Genomic DNA, 14,337 nt, shown 5'->3' on the forward strand with positions numbered 1-14,337 from the left:
GCTGTGTTGGTGATAGTCCAGTCCGACGTGATAGGTTATTTTCGACATTGCTCGTTGCTCCGAGTGAAATCAGGGGAAGTTAGATATCACTTGGTTTTACTCTGCAGCGAGCATTTCATCCCCATCTACATTAGAGCATTTCAAAAATTGACATGGGATGTAGGTCCGGTTCCTACCGGCCGAATCGAGGTAGTCCGGTGGGAACCGGACCTACGTGTTTTATGGAAGTGCTCTAGTTATTGATCCCGCGATGCTAACGATCAGCGTTCAATCGCTTCCAAGCAGCCATGGACCTTTTTAGGTTTGTTGGGATCTCGCCTGGGACTTGGTAGCACTGAAGGCCGACGGGACCGTCATAATGATGCTGATCCAGTAAGGCCATGACTCGGCTAACATCAAAGGATCCTGAATCAAGCGTTTGGATCAGTCGATCCCAGTTCATCTTCTTGGTCTCGCCGGAATCGCATCCATTGATGCTGACGAGCCTCAAGTAGGGTGCCGCTTCCGCCAAGCACGCCTCCAGGTCGGTTTCATCGTTCTGCTTTAGGAAATGGCATAGATTGAATGAAGCACCGACGTTCGGGCGGTCGATCTTCGTTACCAATCGGACCGCATCCCGGGTGGTGGCAACGTACAACCCGTTATGCGGATACAAAACGACCTCGATCCCCGAGGCCGCGGCCATGTCTGCGACTCCGCGTAACACGTCCACCGCTCGATCATCCATCTGGCCTGTCGCAGCCTTGCCTGAAGCCGAGTCGGCATGGACGTGAACCCAAAGCACCGTTCCGCTTCCGGCGAGCTCGCGAATCGCGTCAGGCAGTTTCGGATCATAGGGGTTCTTGTCATCCGCCACATTGACGGGAATGTAAGTGCTAAAGAGTTTCAAGCCTCGCTGCCGCATCGCTTCGAGAAACTCTGGCAAACCGTTGAGTCCGGTGCCGCCCATTCCCGCATAACCGAGCTCGGAAAGTAACTCGGCTTGCTGTTGCGGCGTCCAGCTTCCACGTCCGACTCCGTTGTCAAAGGCAAAAAACGGACGGTGGACCGGTTCGGTCGCAGGGGACTGAGCCTGGCACGGGGCAGACGCAATCGAGGCGATAAAGAAGCTCATGAAGAGGGCGAGACGGTGTTTTCGAAGAGGCATCCGTTTTTCCTGGGCTGGGTCGGGGGTGAGTGAGATTATGAAGGGGATCACGAGTGGTCCACGGTGCATAGGACCGTTTCTTTGCGTTCACGCTTCTGCTATTCTAGCAAACCGGCACAACGACCGGGGTGCCCCCCTCCCTAGACCCCCCATGTCATTATCCCCAGCAGTCATATTCGAGGAACGAAGCGATGGCGGAACAAGAAACGGCCGGCAATTCGACCACTGAACGAATGCAAGCCGAAGTTGCAGAGTTGCAGCGACTCAATTCAGAACCGTTTGCGACTTCCGCGCTCGGCTACATCAAACGCACGGGGCCGGGACTGTTGCAAAGTGCGATGACGCTCGGCGCTGGCAGTGCGGCGGCATCGGTGATCGCGGGTGCATCCTTCGGTTACAAATTATTGTGGGTCCAACCCGTCGCGATGTTTTTAGGCGTCATGATGCTCGGCGCGCTCAGTAACGTGGTGCTGACGACCGGCGAACGCCCCTACAAATCGTTTGGTCGCGAGATCGGAAAATGGCTCGTTGTTCTATGGGCACTTGGGACCATCATGTCGTCGATCATTTGGCACTTTCCCCAGTACGGCCTTGCCGCCAGTGCCGCACGCGACCTTGGGGATCTACAAGGGATCGTCAGCACGCCACCTGAAATTGGGTCGGCAAATGCCCTAATCGAAGAGGCTCAGAAGACAAAGGATGCGGTTCAAATTGCTGCAGCGAACGAAGCGTTGGCTAGCGCTCGGAGTGAAACACCCATGGGGCTCGGGTTCACCCAAGCTGGCTTGATGGTCAGCTTTGGAATCGGGCTACTGATTCTGTGTATCAATATCGTCACCACGTTCAACTACGGCGGTGATTCTCGAGGTGTACGGGTCTATGAGTGGTTCCTGCGAGGCTGTATTGCACTGGTCGTGGTAATGTTTGGGATGGTGGTCGTCGCCAAGATCGATGTTGTCGCCGGCGATATTGGTGAGATCTTCAAAGGCTTCATTGGATGGTATGGCATTCCAAACCTTTGGAACCCAGACGGGACGATGAACAACAGCACCGTCACTCAAGTTCTTGGGATGCTCGGCGCGGCCGTGGGAATCAATATGACGTTCCTGTATCCGTATTCGTTGCTGAAGAAGGGTTGGGGTAAGGATCACAAAAAGCTCGCTCGTTGGGACTTGGGCATGACGATGTTCTTGCCGTTCGTGCTCGTCACGTCGCTTGTCATCATCGCGATGAAGGTGGGTGGCGTTTATGACGGAGCCGATGTTGTCAATACGACCATCAAGCCACTTGGCGCGGCGAAAGCGCTCAGCGGCGTGCTCGGTGAAAACGCGGGCCGGGTGATCTTCGACCTTGGCTTGATCGGGATGACCTGCGGTGCAATCAGCACTCACATGGTCGTGTGTGGTTTCACCTTCTGCGAAATGTTCGGGCTCGAACAAACCAAATCTCGGTTTCGAATGTTTGCCCTGGTTCCCGCCATCGGGATTCTCGGTGTGATCTCATCGCTGCCAATCTGGTTTCCTGTGGCGGCATCCGCTGTCTGCTTTACGATGCTTCCGATCGCCTATTTCGCCTTCTTGATCATGAACAACAAACGCAGCTACATCGGCGACGCGGTCGGATCTGGTTGGACACGCGTGGTGTTCAATCTCGTTTTGGTAATCGCATTGGCGGTCGCCACGATTGGGTCGGGCATCAAGATCTATGGCAACGTGATTCAGAAGCTGTTTCCTGCGAAGGCTCCTGCAGCTGCGGTCATCCAGGGCGACGCGCTGAGCAGCGTGCAGCCGATCGAGATGAAGGAGTGATCCGAGCATGATTTGTTTCCGTCGCGTGTTGATCGCCTCGGTGTGCGTCTGGTTCGCAGTGGTTCACTGCTTCGAAACCGTTGCTCAAGAATTGCAGTTTCGTGACCTGTTCAATGGCAAGGATTTGAGCGGGTGGGTCGATGTGAACACCTCGCCGGACACGTGGAGCGTCAAAGACGGATTGTTGGTTTGCACGGGGCAACCCATCGGTGTGATGCGGTCCGATCGGCACTACGAAAACTTCGTTTTGGAGATCGAGTGGCGACACATGCAACCGGGAGGTAATTCCGGTGTGTTTCTCTGGTCCGATGCGGAGACGACGGAGGACGATCCTTTGCCGATGGGCATGGAAGTTCAGATGTTAGAACTCGACTGGGTGAATCAGAACCGTCGTGCCGACGGATCCTTGCCTCCCATCGCCTATGTGCATGGTGAGCTTTTTCCAGTCGGAGGGATGACGGCGGTTCCGGAGAACCCGCGAGGCACACGAAGCAAGTCGGTGGAAAACCGCTGCAAAGGGGTTGGCCAATGGAATCACTATGTGGTGGTAGCTGTCGACGGCAACGTCAAGCTTTCGGTCAACGGGAAGTTCGTCAATGGAATTCGTGATGCTTCGGTAAAGAAGGGTTACCTCTGCCTTGAATCGGAAGGTCGAGAGATTCATTTTCGCAAAATTCGAATCATGGAATTACCGCCTGGAATGGCTGACGAACCCGCGACAGCGACTCGTGTCAAGTAAACAAAACGCGCCGTCCAAGAGATGTTAAGCCCCCCCGTCCTACTGATTTGCATTGTTCTGACGTTCGCCCTCTGCGTGCTGTTGTGGGTCAAGCTTCACTCGGTTTCTCGGCTTTATCGTTCGCTGCGACAAAACGAGCGGATTGTGATCGAGGATGCGCTGAAGCACCTCTATGATTGTGAATACCATGGCTCCACGGCGACACTGCAAAGCTTAGCCGGGGTGCTACAGACCGATGCCGATCGGGTGGTCGATTTGACCGCCCGGCTTGAGGCGATGGAGTTGTTGCGATGTGAAGAGGCGGGTTTGCGATTGACCGACGAGGGACGGCGCAACGCACTTCGCATGATCCGAATCCACCGTTTGTGGGAAACGTATCTGGCCCAACGCACGGGGTTACCGGAGTCTCATTGGCACTATGAAGCGGATCGGCGAGAGCACACGACATCGCCGGAGCAGGTGGAACGGATCGCGCATGAAACGGGCAACCCTCGTTTTGATCCTCACGGCGACCCCATTCCCACGCCTGATGGCGAGCTTCCCGAGCATCGTGGCTCCCCGCTGTCGGATCATCCGGCGGGTTCGTCCTTGACGGTGGTGCATGTCGAAGATGAACCAGAGGCTGTTTACGCTCAACTTCGAGAGAAGGGCGTAACCGTGAATCAACAAGTCAACTTGCTCGATCGATCTTCCGAAGGAGTCCGATTGGAGATTGACGGACAAGAACAGACGATGGCGCCTGTTGTGGCGGCCAATGTCTGGGTCGTTCCTCACACGACCGACGCACCAAGAAGGCCCGTGGAACGACTTTCCTCGCTCCTTGTGGGCGAGTCGCGGCGTGTGGTGGGGTTGTCGCCAAGATGCCAAGGCATTCAGCGGCAGCGATTCTTGGACCTTGGCCTTGTTCCAGGAACGAAGGTGACATCGGTCATGCAGAGCCCGGCAGGCGATCCAACGGGATACCGGATTCGCGGTGCTGTGATTGCCTTGCGAAGTGAGCAGGCAAACATGATTCAAATCGAACCACGACGAGTCGAACCATGAAATTCGCTCGATCCCCTTGCGACCGGTGTCCCGCCAATCCACAAGCGATGCCCGTGAAGATTGGCACGCAACAAGTGCTCGAAACGGATTCCAACGTCGACTTGGTCGTCGCGCTCGGTGGCAATCCGAATACGGGCAAGAGCACCGTGTTTAACGCGTTGACGGGACTGCGGCAGCACACCGGCAATTGGCCTGGCAAGACCGTTGCCCGCGCCGAAGGCAGTCTTACCCACCAGGGGTTGAGGTATCGACTTGTTGATTTGCCCGGCACGTATTCGTTAATGGCGACAAGCTATGACGAAGAGATCGCGCGGGACTTTTTGCTTTTCGGGCGTCCCGACGTGACCGTTGTTGTCGTCGATGCCACTCGATTGGATCGGAACCTGAACCTCGCACTGCAAGTGCTGGAGATAACCGATCGTGTGGTGCTCTGTTTGAACTTGATGGACGAGGCACGGCGTCACGGATTGACCATTGATGTTGATCAATTGTCGGAGGAACTTGGCGTCCCCGTTGTGCCCACCAGCGCACGATTTGACCAGGGCTTGGACAAGCTGCTTGCCACGATTCACTCGGTTGCAACGGGGAAGCTCATCTGTAAGCCGGTTCGAATTCAGACATGGTCCGACGAACTGCGCGGTGCGATTGAGCAACTTACCACACAGCTGTGTGCGGTCGACCACGAATTGGCAAATGCCCAGTGGGTTGCCCTGCGGTTACTTGATGGCGATGAGCGTGTTGCCGAAGCGGTGCGTTGTGGGGAGCTTGTGGGAGCCGCGGATTCGATCACTGCCGAGGAAAGTCGATCGCGAGAGCAGATTCTGAAACTCGCTTCCTCCTTGCGTTGGCAACTCGGTGCTGGCTTCCACGATTCCTTGGTGGAAACCATTTTTGCCAAGGCGGGTAAGATCGCAGACGCGACCGTGACGCGCAGCGGCGACGAAAATGGGCCAGCGTTTGATCGAAAATTGGATCAAATCCTGACGAGCCGTTGGACGGGATTTCCTGTCATGATTCTGTTGTTGGCCGTCGTGCTGTGGCTGACCATCGCCGGCGCAAACGTTCCCTCCGCCTTTCTATTCTCTATCTTGATCGATACCGTTTACCCGCAATTGAAGTCTGTCGCAGCGACGATCGGAATGCCATGGTGGTTATCGGGCGTTCTGATCGATGGCGTTTATCTGGCCACGGCATGGGTGATCAGCGTGATGTTGCCTCCGATGGCGATTTTTTTTCCGCTCTTCACTTTGCTTGAGGATTTTGGATATTTGCCGCGTGTTGCCTTCAACCTCGATCACTTGTTCAAACGCGCGGGTGGTCATGGCAAACAAGCGCTGACAATGTGTATGGGGTTAGGCTGCAATGCGGCGGGAGTGATCGCGACGCGAATTATCGAGAGCCCACGTGAGCGGCTGATTGCGATCATCAGCAATAACTTTGCCCTTTGCAACGGTCGTTGGCCGACTCAGATCTTGTTGGCAACGATCTTCTTCGGCGCACTGGTTCCCTCCTACTTGGCGGGGTTGGTCGCAGCAACCGCGGTGCTCTTTGTGGCCCTGTTGGGTGTCCTGCTGACCTTTGTGGTGTCGTGGTTGTTGTCGCGAACGGTTCTGCAAGGTGAAGCCTCGATCTTTCACTTGGAACTGCCGCCGTATCGCCCGCCGCGGTTGTTGCAAACGCTTTACACCTCCTTGATCGACCGTACCATTTTTGTCCTCTGGCGAGCGATCGTGTTTGCGGCACCGGCAGGTGCCGTCATTTGGTTGACGGCAAACTTGACATGGGGCGACGCATCCTTGGCCGAACATCTTGTCCACTGGCTGGACCCCCTCGGTGTACTGATCGGACTCAATGGTATTATCTTGCTTGCCTACTTCATTGCGATCCCAGCGAACGAGATTGTGATTCCAACGATCTTGATGTTGACGGTCTTGGTTTTTGGCATGCATGATTCCGGGAAGGGTGCCGGCGTGATGTTTGAACTTGAATCGACCAATGCGACCAAGGGAATCTTGGAAGCGGGTGGATGGACCGTGCTGACTGCGGTGAACGTGATGCTCTTTAGTTTGGTTCACAACCCCTGCTCGACGACGATCTACACGATTTGGAAAGAAACACGTAGCATGAAATGGACGGTTCTCGCCACCTTCTTACCTTTAGCGATGGGAGTGGTGCTCTGTTATCTCGTCGCCCAAATCTGGAATCTGACGCTCGGATAGGCCGATGGCCGCTTTCGACATTCAACCCCTTTTGGCTTGGCGATGCATTCGAATCGGTGGACCAGAACGGGTGTCATCTTCGTCGATACCGTAACCCTTGCTTGCGATTGCGAAATGCACGAAGAGGTGTAGAATGGGGCTTTGTTGTCGTGATCCCGGTAACTCGAATCCACAGATCGAGTCGTTTCGATGCTTTCAAAGACTGCGGAATACGCGCTGCGAGCCATTACCTGCATGGGCAGCCGATTTGGGCATCCCGCTTCGGCCGATGTGCTTGCTGGCGAAACGAAAGTGCCACGAAGGTACCTCCACCGCGTCTTGCAAGACCTGGCTGCTGCAGGGCTGGTTCAATCGCGGTCCGGTCCCGGGGGCGGCTATGAACTGGCCATCGAGACGGACAAGATCACGATTCTGGACGTCATCAACGCGGTAGCGCCGTTGGAACGAATTGAGAGCTGCCCGCTCGGGCTCAAGTCGCATTCCACACTCTGTCCGCTACATGCTGAACTCGACAGTGCCTACGCGAAAACCGAATCCGCATTTGCTGGGGTCACGATTCGGGACCTACTTGAATCCACCAGCCCGATCATGCCGCTGCGTGAAGCCCGCTAGAGCATTTTTGTAATCGGAAAAGGGGTCAGGTACGAATAGCCAAATGGCCCGAAGGGTGCTTTTCACTATTCGTAACTGACCCCTTTGCCTTGTCAATCTCGTGCTATTTGACCTGCTTGACCGACACCGATTCCACGGTCGAAAGCGCATTGAGAGATGCGATCAGCTTGATGGCGTCGGTATCTTCATTCGGCACCAAACGGTACACCAACTCCATGGCTCCACCGCGCCGAGTTGTTTCCGCCGTAAGAAGCTCGTAAGACTCGACCGATTGTTTCAGTTCTTGTTCCCAACCTTCCGTCGCCGAGAGCCCCACCACGATCGACAACCGCAGCGACTTTGCAGTCGTGGTCTTCCCCGTCCCCCCCGCAGTCCCCGAACCTGTGTTTTCCGAGCTCTTGTTGAACTGCGTCGCCAGTGCGACCGTGACCAAGCCAAGTGCTGTCACCCAGTACTGGCCGGCTCCGACTGCCATTCCGACGACCACCGCAGCCAACACAAAGGCGACATCACGTGTCGCAGGTACGGCGGTACGAAATCGGACGATCGACAGCGCACCGACAAGGCTGAAGGCACGGGCAATATTGTCACCGATGATTTGTGTCGCCATTGCGATCAAGATGCTCATCAACACCAACGTCACCGTCAACGTATCACGTGAGTTCGCGGGTTGATGGCGTCGCGCCAACATCGCGACAATCCAACCACACAACCATGCGAACAATAGCCGAATGGCAACCGTTTCCACCAATGGGTCGAGCGATGTCGTTTCAACAGCAAGCCACTCAGGTATCATGCGACCGACTCCCTTTTCACATTTCGGTAATCGTCCGCCGGTTCGGGCACCAACATCGGATAGGCGGTTGTGCGAACCTTATCGACACCACCACGAAACTTAGAAAACCCAGTCATCGCGATCGGAAAAGTTCGCAGCAGCTCTTTGAACGCTTGTGGCATCCGGTTGTTAAACTTGAGCTCCAGGACCTCAACGTCGTCGATGGGCTGCATCGAAGCAGGATTGATCCTTGACAGTGGCCACTGATGAGTGGCCATCGCACGCAGATGACTGTCGATGGTCAACCTTAAGGGCTCGCCATGATGGACCGAGGTTCGTGCGAAACGCCGATAGTAGATCTCGACGGTCGGCTGCAAGTGATGATCGGCGACGCGATCGAGAAACCAATCGCCACACCACTCTTCATCCGAGCGAGTCTTCACCGAATTCGGATTGCCGAGTGTGCCAGGATCCCGTGGCTCGTCGTGTACGCTCTGCGGAGCGTGATGCTGAAGACGTTCGACACGACGAAGCAGTTCCGCTTCGGAAACCTCGGTGCGCTCCTTTCGAACGACTTGATTCTTCTTGCGTTTCGTTTCGAGCCATAGCTTCGGCTCCATGCCGTAACGCCGAACGCGAAACTTGGTACGGCCGACGACTCCGGTTTGATAGAATAGATCCATCTCCGCAGAATCGAGGTAAAGCGTGTGAACCTCGTAACTGTCATGGAGACTCGGATCACAGTACGCGTCGACACCAAGATGCTCTCGCGCCCATCGTTTGACCTGCTGGCTCAAGTCATGGTCGATGACGTATTTCAGCTCGAGTCGTTTGTTATTTGTGTTGATCATTGAATCTTCTTCCTTCCACCTATGATTCATTGCTGCTGGCCTTGCTCGGCTTTCTTCTTTTTGAAGCAAGAAAGCCGAACAGGCATCCGCTCGACTGCGCCCCATGCTATCGAGATTGGGTCACTCGATGATGGATTCGGGCGACGGTTTGTCCTTCAGCAAATAGGTTCTTCGACCCTCTGCGAATTGACGTAGGTTCATCGCCCCATGACCGCCCTGCATCTCGCCGCCACCGGGGTGGTCCTCTAGCGGTGGCTCACTGACGGCTGCGACGAAGGCTTCATAGCTACTCAATCCGCGAGTTTCTTGCTTGATCTCCTCACGGATCAACTCCGAGAGTGATTTTACAACGGGTCCGAGTGTTTTCCAGTCGAGTGATTGCTCGGCAATCTGACGTACATTGCGAAGATACTGTTCACGGTACTTCGGCACGGCAAGCAGTTTGCTACGCAAGGGTTTGGTTGGGTCATCGATCCCGATCAACGGATCCAATTCGATCGGCGATCCCATCGATGCGGATCGCTCTTGGGTCGGTCCTTGCGGACCACGATCGCCAGGTCCACCCCTTCCAGGGCCCCCCACGCCGCGGCCGCCTGCACCGCGGAACGCTTCGTTCATGTCATGAGGAATGAAATGGAACTGGTCGTTCTGATCCAGAAAGATGCTGTAGTCGCTCGCTCGAATCCAATAGCCATCCGAGTTGATCAGGGCATTGTCCAATGCCAGGAACCACAACAACCCGTCCATGTCCACCATGGGCTCAAGTGCAGCAGGCAGATCTTCGGTCGAGGTTTGATTCAACACGCGGCACAATTCGATTAGCTTTGCCGTCGCTTTTTTTCCACCCGATTTCAATTGGTAAGGATACTCGTAGTTCGCGGGATCATCGCCACGGTATTCCAATCCACCTCCACCAGCGGGTGACCCACTTACCTTCCAACGCGCCCCCTGACTCGAACCAAAGGCCTCTTTCAAGAAGTCCTTGTTGAATTGCTGGGCATTCGTGTAAACGCCCCAGTTCTCCCCATTGATGACAACTCGCACCAAGTTGGCCTGCGGTGCCACAGCGTGCTGTCGTGCGATCTGCGAATACAGCACCGTACTCATCATCGATGCATCACCACTGCAATTTAGAAGGTTCAACGTTTTGTAACCGAGCAGTCGTTGCTCCTCATCCGCCATATCGACCGAAACATTCAGCGACCGCTTGTAACCGGCGGGGACCATGCCGTAGGACGACATACCGCGGAAGTGGATTCCGCAATTCGGATGTTCCACACCATCGACGGTGACCGTTGCCGCCACATCGACATCGGTGCCATGAAAGTCCTCCAGTTCTGCTTCCCAGTCTTCGTCTTCAAAATCAATAAAGAGGGTGCGTAGAACGCTGGTATCATAGAGATCTGCCGTGACCGGCTCGACCGAAGACTTCGCAATGCTGATTCCCTTTGTCGCTGCGGGTCGCTCGCGTCCCATCATCCCGGGTCCCCCAGGCCGCCCACCTCGGCGACGCTCGGCATCGGGAGGCCCCAAGCCATCGGGAGGCCCCAAGCCCTCGGGTGGCCCCAAGCCATCGGGTGGCCCTAATCCGTCGGGTGGCCCGAATCCACTGGGTGGCCCGAATCCACTGGGTGGCCCGAATCCACTGGGTGGCCCGAATCCACTGGGTGGCCCAAAGCCCGGGCCTCGGCGACCGCCTGGTCCCCCAGAGCCCCCAGGACGACTTCGTTCGGACGGGTTTTCTTTCACGAAGGTTCGAGCCGCGATGCGCTCCTCCGAATTGAGCCAACCGTCTTGATTCGAGTCAAATTGGTCAAGGATTTCACGGTCTTCGCCACCAGGCATCCCCGGTCCGCCTCGAGGAGGACCGCCGCGGCCCCCGCCCCGTTCACCGCCAGCACGATCGTTACCAGCCTGCTCGCGCCCATCGGGCTGCCGCTCGGGCGGTTGCGCCGACGCGAGCGGCGTTAGCAACACGACCAAGGAAAGAAGTGAAAATGTGCGTAGGAACATCAATGTAGCTCGTATTCTTATTGAGGGACGTACCAAACCTAGACGCCGTTATGCGACCAGTTGCAGCCCGCCAAAGAAACCGTCACAAAAAAACATCGATTTGGATACTTTGCGCAGCCAGCCTCAAGAGTTCGCTCAATGTCGCCATGCTGGACGGCTCGGTTCACGGTGTCACCGAGCGGATTGACTTAGAGGCTTGGCATGGCTTGGGAACACCAGCGGAGAACGAGAAGGTCCACGGCGAAGGATGGAGTTGAGAGAAGGCAGAAGACGAGAGACACCGACAAAATGCGGTTAACCGCTATCGCCAGGGAGCAGTGGTTACCGTTTTGCTGGTGACCGCGCAAGCGGAGTTCTCTCAAGAGAGCGGGATGCCGTCCGCCGATCCGCCATCCCTTTTAGAAATTTCCACCCTTGCTCGAATCGGTTTCGCCTTCGATCTGCTTCAGCTTGGTGATCAACGTGCGCCGGCTAATCCCCAATTTTTCTGCCGCATGCGTTCGATTGCCATCACATTCGCTGAGCGTGGCGACGATGGTTGCTCGTTCCACCTGCGACAATCGATTGGTATCCGACCACGTCGTGACGGACGCGGGAGGAGTGTTGGTGCTCAACCCCAAATGCTCTGGCAGAATAATATCTCCCCGACAAAGCAAACAAGCTCGTTGAATGGTATTCCGCAATTGGCGAACATTCCCCGGCCACTCACTGCAAAGCAATTGCTGAGCCGATTGCGGGGACAAGCGAACAGGGCGTCCCGCATGTTGTGCGGCAAAGTACTTTGCGAGTGGCAAAATATCGTCGCGGCGAACGGCCAACGACGGAACCGTCAATTCGATCACATTGATTCGGTAATACAAATCCTCGCGGAACCGTCCCTCACGGACATCACTGCCGAGATCGCGATTCGTGGCAGCAACCAACCGGACATCGATCTGGATCGGCTTGTTGGTTCCCACGGGAGTGATCTGCTGTGACTCGAGCGCACGCAGCAGCTTTGGTTGGAGTGCGATCGGCAATTCACCAATTTCATCCAAAAACAACGTCCCGCCGGATGCCGCACGGAACAGACCCTCACGATTCTCGGTCGCGCCGGTGAACGCACCTTTCACATGCCCAAACAATTCGCTTTCGACCAAATTCTCCGGCATCGCGCCACAATTGGTTGCCAAAAACGGTTGGTGGTGACGCGTACTCCATTGGTGAATCAGCTTAGCAATCCCTTCCTTGCCCGCGCCACTCGGTCCTAAGATCAGCAGTGGAGCATCGGACGGAGCCACGATTGCTACCGTTTGGACCAATTCCCGCATCGCTTCGCTTTGCAGGACAAAATCTCGAGGCAACGGAGGTAGCTTCACGTCGCTTCGGCCTGTTTCATCGGAAGAAACGTGAAGTGCATCTTCGACGGCAATTCTCAATTCCTCTAGATCGATCGGTTTTGACAAGTAGTCACTTGCTCCCGCCTTGACCGACGCAACCGCTTGCTTTAGATCTGCGTAGGCGGTGATCAATAGGATCGGAACGGTGGGGCTTCGCTGCCGAACGCTCGGCAGTGATTCGATACCGGACAGACCCGGCAACCGAACATCCAGCAAGATCATGTCGGGCATTTGCCGGTCAAGTTCGTCGAGCATCTCTTCGGCCGATGCCGCCTCGCTGACGTCGTAGCCGATTGACTGCAGATAGCTTCCGAGCAATTGTCGTTGTGACCGCTCATCGTCGACGATGAGGATTCGATACGAAGGTTTTGGCATAGGGGGAAACTAGGCTGCGCGCATTTGGGCAATCAGGAACATGGCTCCACCGACCGGGTTCGGTTCGTAGCGGACGCTCCAACGGTGTGCAATCGCGATCCGCTGTACGATGGCCAATCCCAAACCCGTTCCGCTGGTTCGCGTCGTAAAGTAAGGCTCGAACAACGAGTCAACAACATCGGGATCGACTCCAGGACCATTATCGGCGACTTGCAGGCACCATTGGCGAGGACTCGATTGGATCGTCTTGATGGTGACACATCCACCGTCACTTGCAAAGGTCACCGCGTTTTGAATCAGGTTGAAGATCGCTTGTCTCAATAGCTCCGCGTCGGCCATGATCCGTAGATCGCCAGGGATCGACTGCCAGGCCAGCTTGACGTTTTTCGCCGCCAAGTCCACTTCGAGCAAGACCGTCAATTGCTCGACAAGCTCTCGAATTGCCACTGCGGCCATCTGTGGATCGACCGGACGTGCGAAGGAGAGAAACTCATTGATGCGGGCCGTCACGCGATCGCATTCTTCGACGATCGCGTCGGCTTGTTGTTTTTGTTCAGGCGTTGGAAGACCCTGATCGGACAAACGCTGTGCCCAACCACGGACCAAACCCAGCGGGTTGCGCGTCTCGTGAGCTAATCCGGCGGCAGCTTGGCCGAGTTCGGAAAGGTGCCGAGCCTCAACGCGTAAGACGCCCGCGCGACCCTGTGCGTCCGCAAGTCGGACCGTGGATCGCCAGGTCATCCCCGTCGCCACAATCAACAGGCCGCCGAACATCACCAGCATCATTCGGTTACTTGCTTCGTGTTGAATTTGCGAATCGGCAAATTGACGATCAAGCACCAACTTGGCGGTGAAATGCGTCGCACCGCTCGGTGCGGATTGCGAGGAGGGATTCGAGCGACGGCCTAATCCAGGGCCGCCACCTCGCATCCCACCTAGCCCTGACCCAGCCGAAGGGGGTTGAAGACTCAGCTTGAACGGGCGGATCGCAAAATAGCCTTCCTCTCGCCATCCGCTCTCCGACACACCCGGCAAGGACAGCAGTCCCAGCTCCCCAGCCGAGAAGTGGTCGTCGGCCGATGCGTCCAAATCGTCTAGTGCTTTCGCATCAATTGCCACTGCAAGGACGCTTCGCGAAGCGGCGATTTCCTCCAACGTGCCCGGCAATTGACTTTGGAAGTACGGCCCAATCCAGCGATGCGATTGCACGCTGCTGACCAAGCAATCGAGGATCGATTCGGCTTGCTGAGAGAGCGAACTGCGGATCAGAGCACGTTGGTGAAGGTACTCACGCCATTGCCAAACTCCGAAAACGAACCACGCCAAGATGATCAGTCCAGCGACCAGCAGTCCGGATCGTTTCATTGTCTTGGCG

The 14,337-nt window shown here is 56.0% G+C and carries 11 protein-coding genes; 5 read left to right on the plus strand and 6 right to left on the minus strand.

The features are described from left to right. Positions 1–253 precede the first annotated feature (253 nt). The gene (locus tag Poly41_RS32505; protein WP_197231948.1) at positions 254–1,147 is read right to left on the minus strand and encodes a sugar phosphate isomerase/epimerase family protein; all 894 of its coding nucleotides are present in this window, start codon (positions 1,145–1,147) and stop codon (positions 254–256) included. Between the two features lie 191 nt (positions 1,148–1,338). On the opposite strand from Poly41_RS32505, the gene Poly41_RS32510 reads away from it, so the two are divergent. The 5 genes from Poly41_RS32510 to Poly41_RS32530 all read left to right on the plus strand — a co-directional run bounded on the left by Poly41_RS32510 (position 1,339) and on the right by Poly41_RS32530 (position 7,569). Next, the gene (locus Poly41_RS32510; RefSeq protein ID WP_146531547.1) at positions 1,339–2,955 is read left to right on the plus strand and encodes a divalent metal cation transporter; all 1,617 of its coding nucleotides are present in this window, start codon (positions 1,339–1,341) and stop codon (positions 2,953–2,955) included. Positions 2,956–2,962: 7 nt separating this feature from the next. Further along, entirely contained in the window at positions 2,963–3,694 is a 732-nt protein-coding gene (locus Poly41_RS32515; protein WP_146531548.1) for a 3-keto-disaccharide hydrolase, read from the plus strand. Positions 3,695–3,715: 21 nt separating this feature from the next. Then, positions 3,716–4,738, plus strand: coding sequence for a metal-dependent transcriptional regulator (locus Poly41_RS32520; protein ID WP_146531549.1), 1,023 nt, complete (start codon positions 3,716–3,718; stop codon positions 4,736–4,738). Continuing rightward, positions 4,735–6,957: a ferrous iron transport protein B gene (gene feoB, locus Poly41_RS32525; RefSeq protein WP_146531550.1), complete on the plus strand. Its 2,223-nt coding sequence runs from the start codon at positions 4,735–4,737 to the stop codon at positions 6,955–6,957. Before Poly41_RS32520 ends, feoB begins: the two co-directional genes overlap by 4 nt. Before the next feature lie 189 nt (positions 6,958–7,146). After that, a complete protein-coding gene (locus tag Poly41_RS32530; protein ID WP_146531551.1) occupies positions 7,147–7,569 on the plus strand; it encodes an RrF2 family transcriptional regulator in 423 nt (140 codons plus the stop codon). A 103-nt stretch (positions 7,570–7,672) separates the two neighbouring features. On the opposite strand, the gene Poly41_RS32535 is transcribed toward Poly41_RS32530, so the two are convergent. The 5 genes from Poly41_RS32535 to Poly41_RS32560 form a co-directional block, all read right to left on the minus strand. Then, positions 7,673–8,365, minus strand: a complete 693-nt coding sequence (locus Poly41_RS32535; protein ID WP_231616130.1) for a DUF4956 domain-containing protein — start codon at positions 8,363–8,365, stop codon at positions 7,673–7,675. After that, complete coding sequence (locus tag Poly41_RS32540; protein WP_197231949.1) at positions 8,362–9,195, minus strand: polyphosphate polymerase domain-containing protein; 834 nt, start codon at positions 9,193–9,195, stop codon at positions 8,362–8,364. The genes Poly41_RS32535 and Poly41_RS32540 overlap by 4 nt, the downstream gene beginning before the upstream one ends. 120 nt (positions 9,196–9,315) lie before the next feature. After that, positions 9,316–11,208, minus strand: a complete 1,893-nt coding sequence (locus tag Poly41_RS32545; RefSeq protein WP_146531553.1) for a CotH kinase family protein — start codon at positions 11,206–11,208, stop codon at positions 9,316–9,318. A gap of 398 nt (positions 11,209–11,606) precedes the next feature. Further along, positions 11,607–12,962: a sigma-54-dependent transcriptional regulator gene (locus tag Poly41_RS32555; RefSeq protein WP_146531555.1), complete on the minus strand. Its 1,356-nt coding sequence runs from the start codon at positions 12,960–12,962 to the stop codon at positions 11,607–11,609. 9 nt (positions 12,963–12,971) lie between these two features. Next, a complete protein-coding gene (locus Poly41_RS32560; RefSeq protein WP_146531556.1) occupies positions 12,972–14,327 on the minus strand; it encodes an ATP-binding protein in 1,356 nt (451 codons plus the stop codon). Positions 14,328–14,337 lie beyond the last annotated feature (10 nt).

It is taken from the genome of Novipirellula artificiosorum, from assembly GCF_007860135.1.
GTDB lineage: Bacteria > Planctomycetota > Planctomycetia > Pirellulales > Pirellulaceae > Novipirellula_A > Novipirellula_A artificiosorum.

Excerpts from the sequence above, each read along its gene's own strand:
- Poly41_RS32505 (WP_197231948.1), bottom strand. The coding sequence starts at position 1,147 with ATGCCTCTTCGAAAACACCGTCTCGCCCTCTTCATGAGCTTCTTTATC.
- Poly41_RS32510 (WP_146531547.1), top strand. The coding sequence starts at position 1,339 with ATGGCGGAACAAGAAACGGCCGGCAATTCGACCACTGAACGAATGCAA.
- Poly41_RS32515 (WP_146531548.1), top strand. The coding sequence starts at position 2,963 with ATGATTTGTTTCCGTCGCGTGTTGATCGCCTCGGTGTGCGTCTGGTTC.
- Poly41_RS32520 (WP_146531549.1), top strand. The coding sequence starts at position 3,716 with ATGTTAAGCCCCCCCGTCCTACTGATTTGCATTGTTCTGACGTTCGCC.
- feoB (WP_146531550.1), top strand. The coding sequence starts at position 4,735 with ATGAAATTCGCTCGATCCCCTTGCGACCGGTGTCCCGCCAATCCACAA.
- Poly41_RS32530 (WP_146531551.1), top strand. The coding sequence starts at position 7,147 with ATGCTTTCAAAGACTGCGGAATACGCGCTGCGAGCCATTACCTGCATG.
- Poly41_RS32535 (WP_231616130.1), bottom strand. The coding sequence starts at position 8,365 with ATGATACCTGAGTGGCTTGCTGTTGAAACGACATCGCTCGACCCATTG.
- Poly41_RS32540 (WP_197231949.1), bottom strand. The coding sequence starts at position 9,195 with ATGATCAACACAAATAACAAACGACTCGAGCTGAAATACGTCATCGAC.
- Poly41_RS32545 (WP_146531553.1), bottom strand. The coding sequence starts at position 11,208 with ATGTTCCTACGCACATTTTCACTTCTTTCCTTGGTCGTGTTGCTAACG.
- Poly41_RS32555 (WP_146531555.1), bottom strand. The coding sequence starts at position 12,962 with ATGCCAAAACCTTCGTATCGAATCCTCATCGTCGACGATGAGCGGTCA.
- Poly41_RS32560 (WP_146531556.1), bottom strand. The coding sequence starts at position 14,327 with ATGAAACGATCCGGACTGCTGGTCGCTGGACTGATCATCTTGGCGTGG.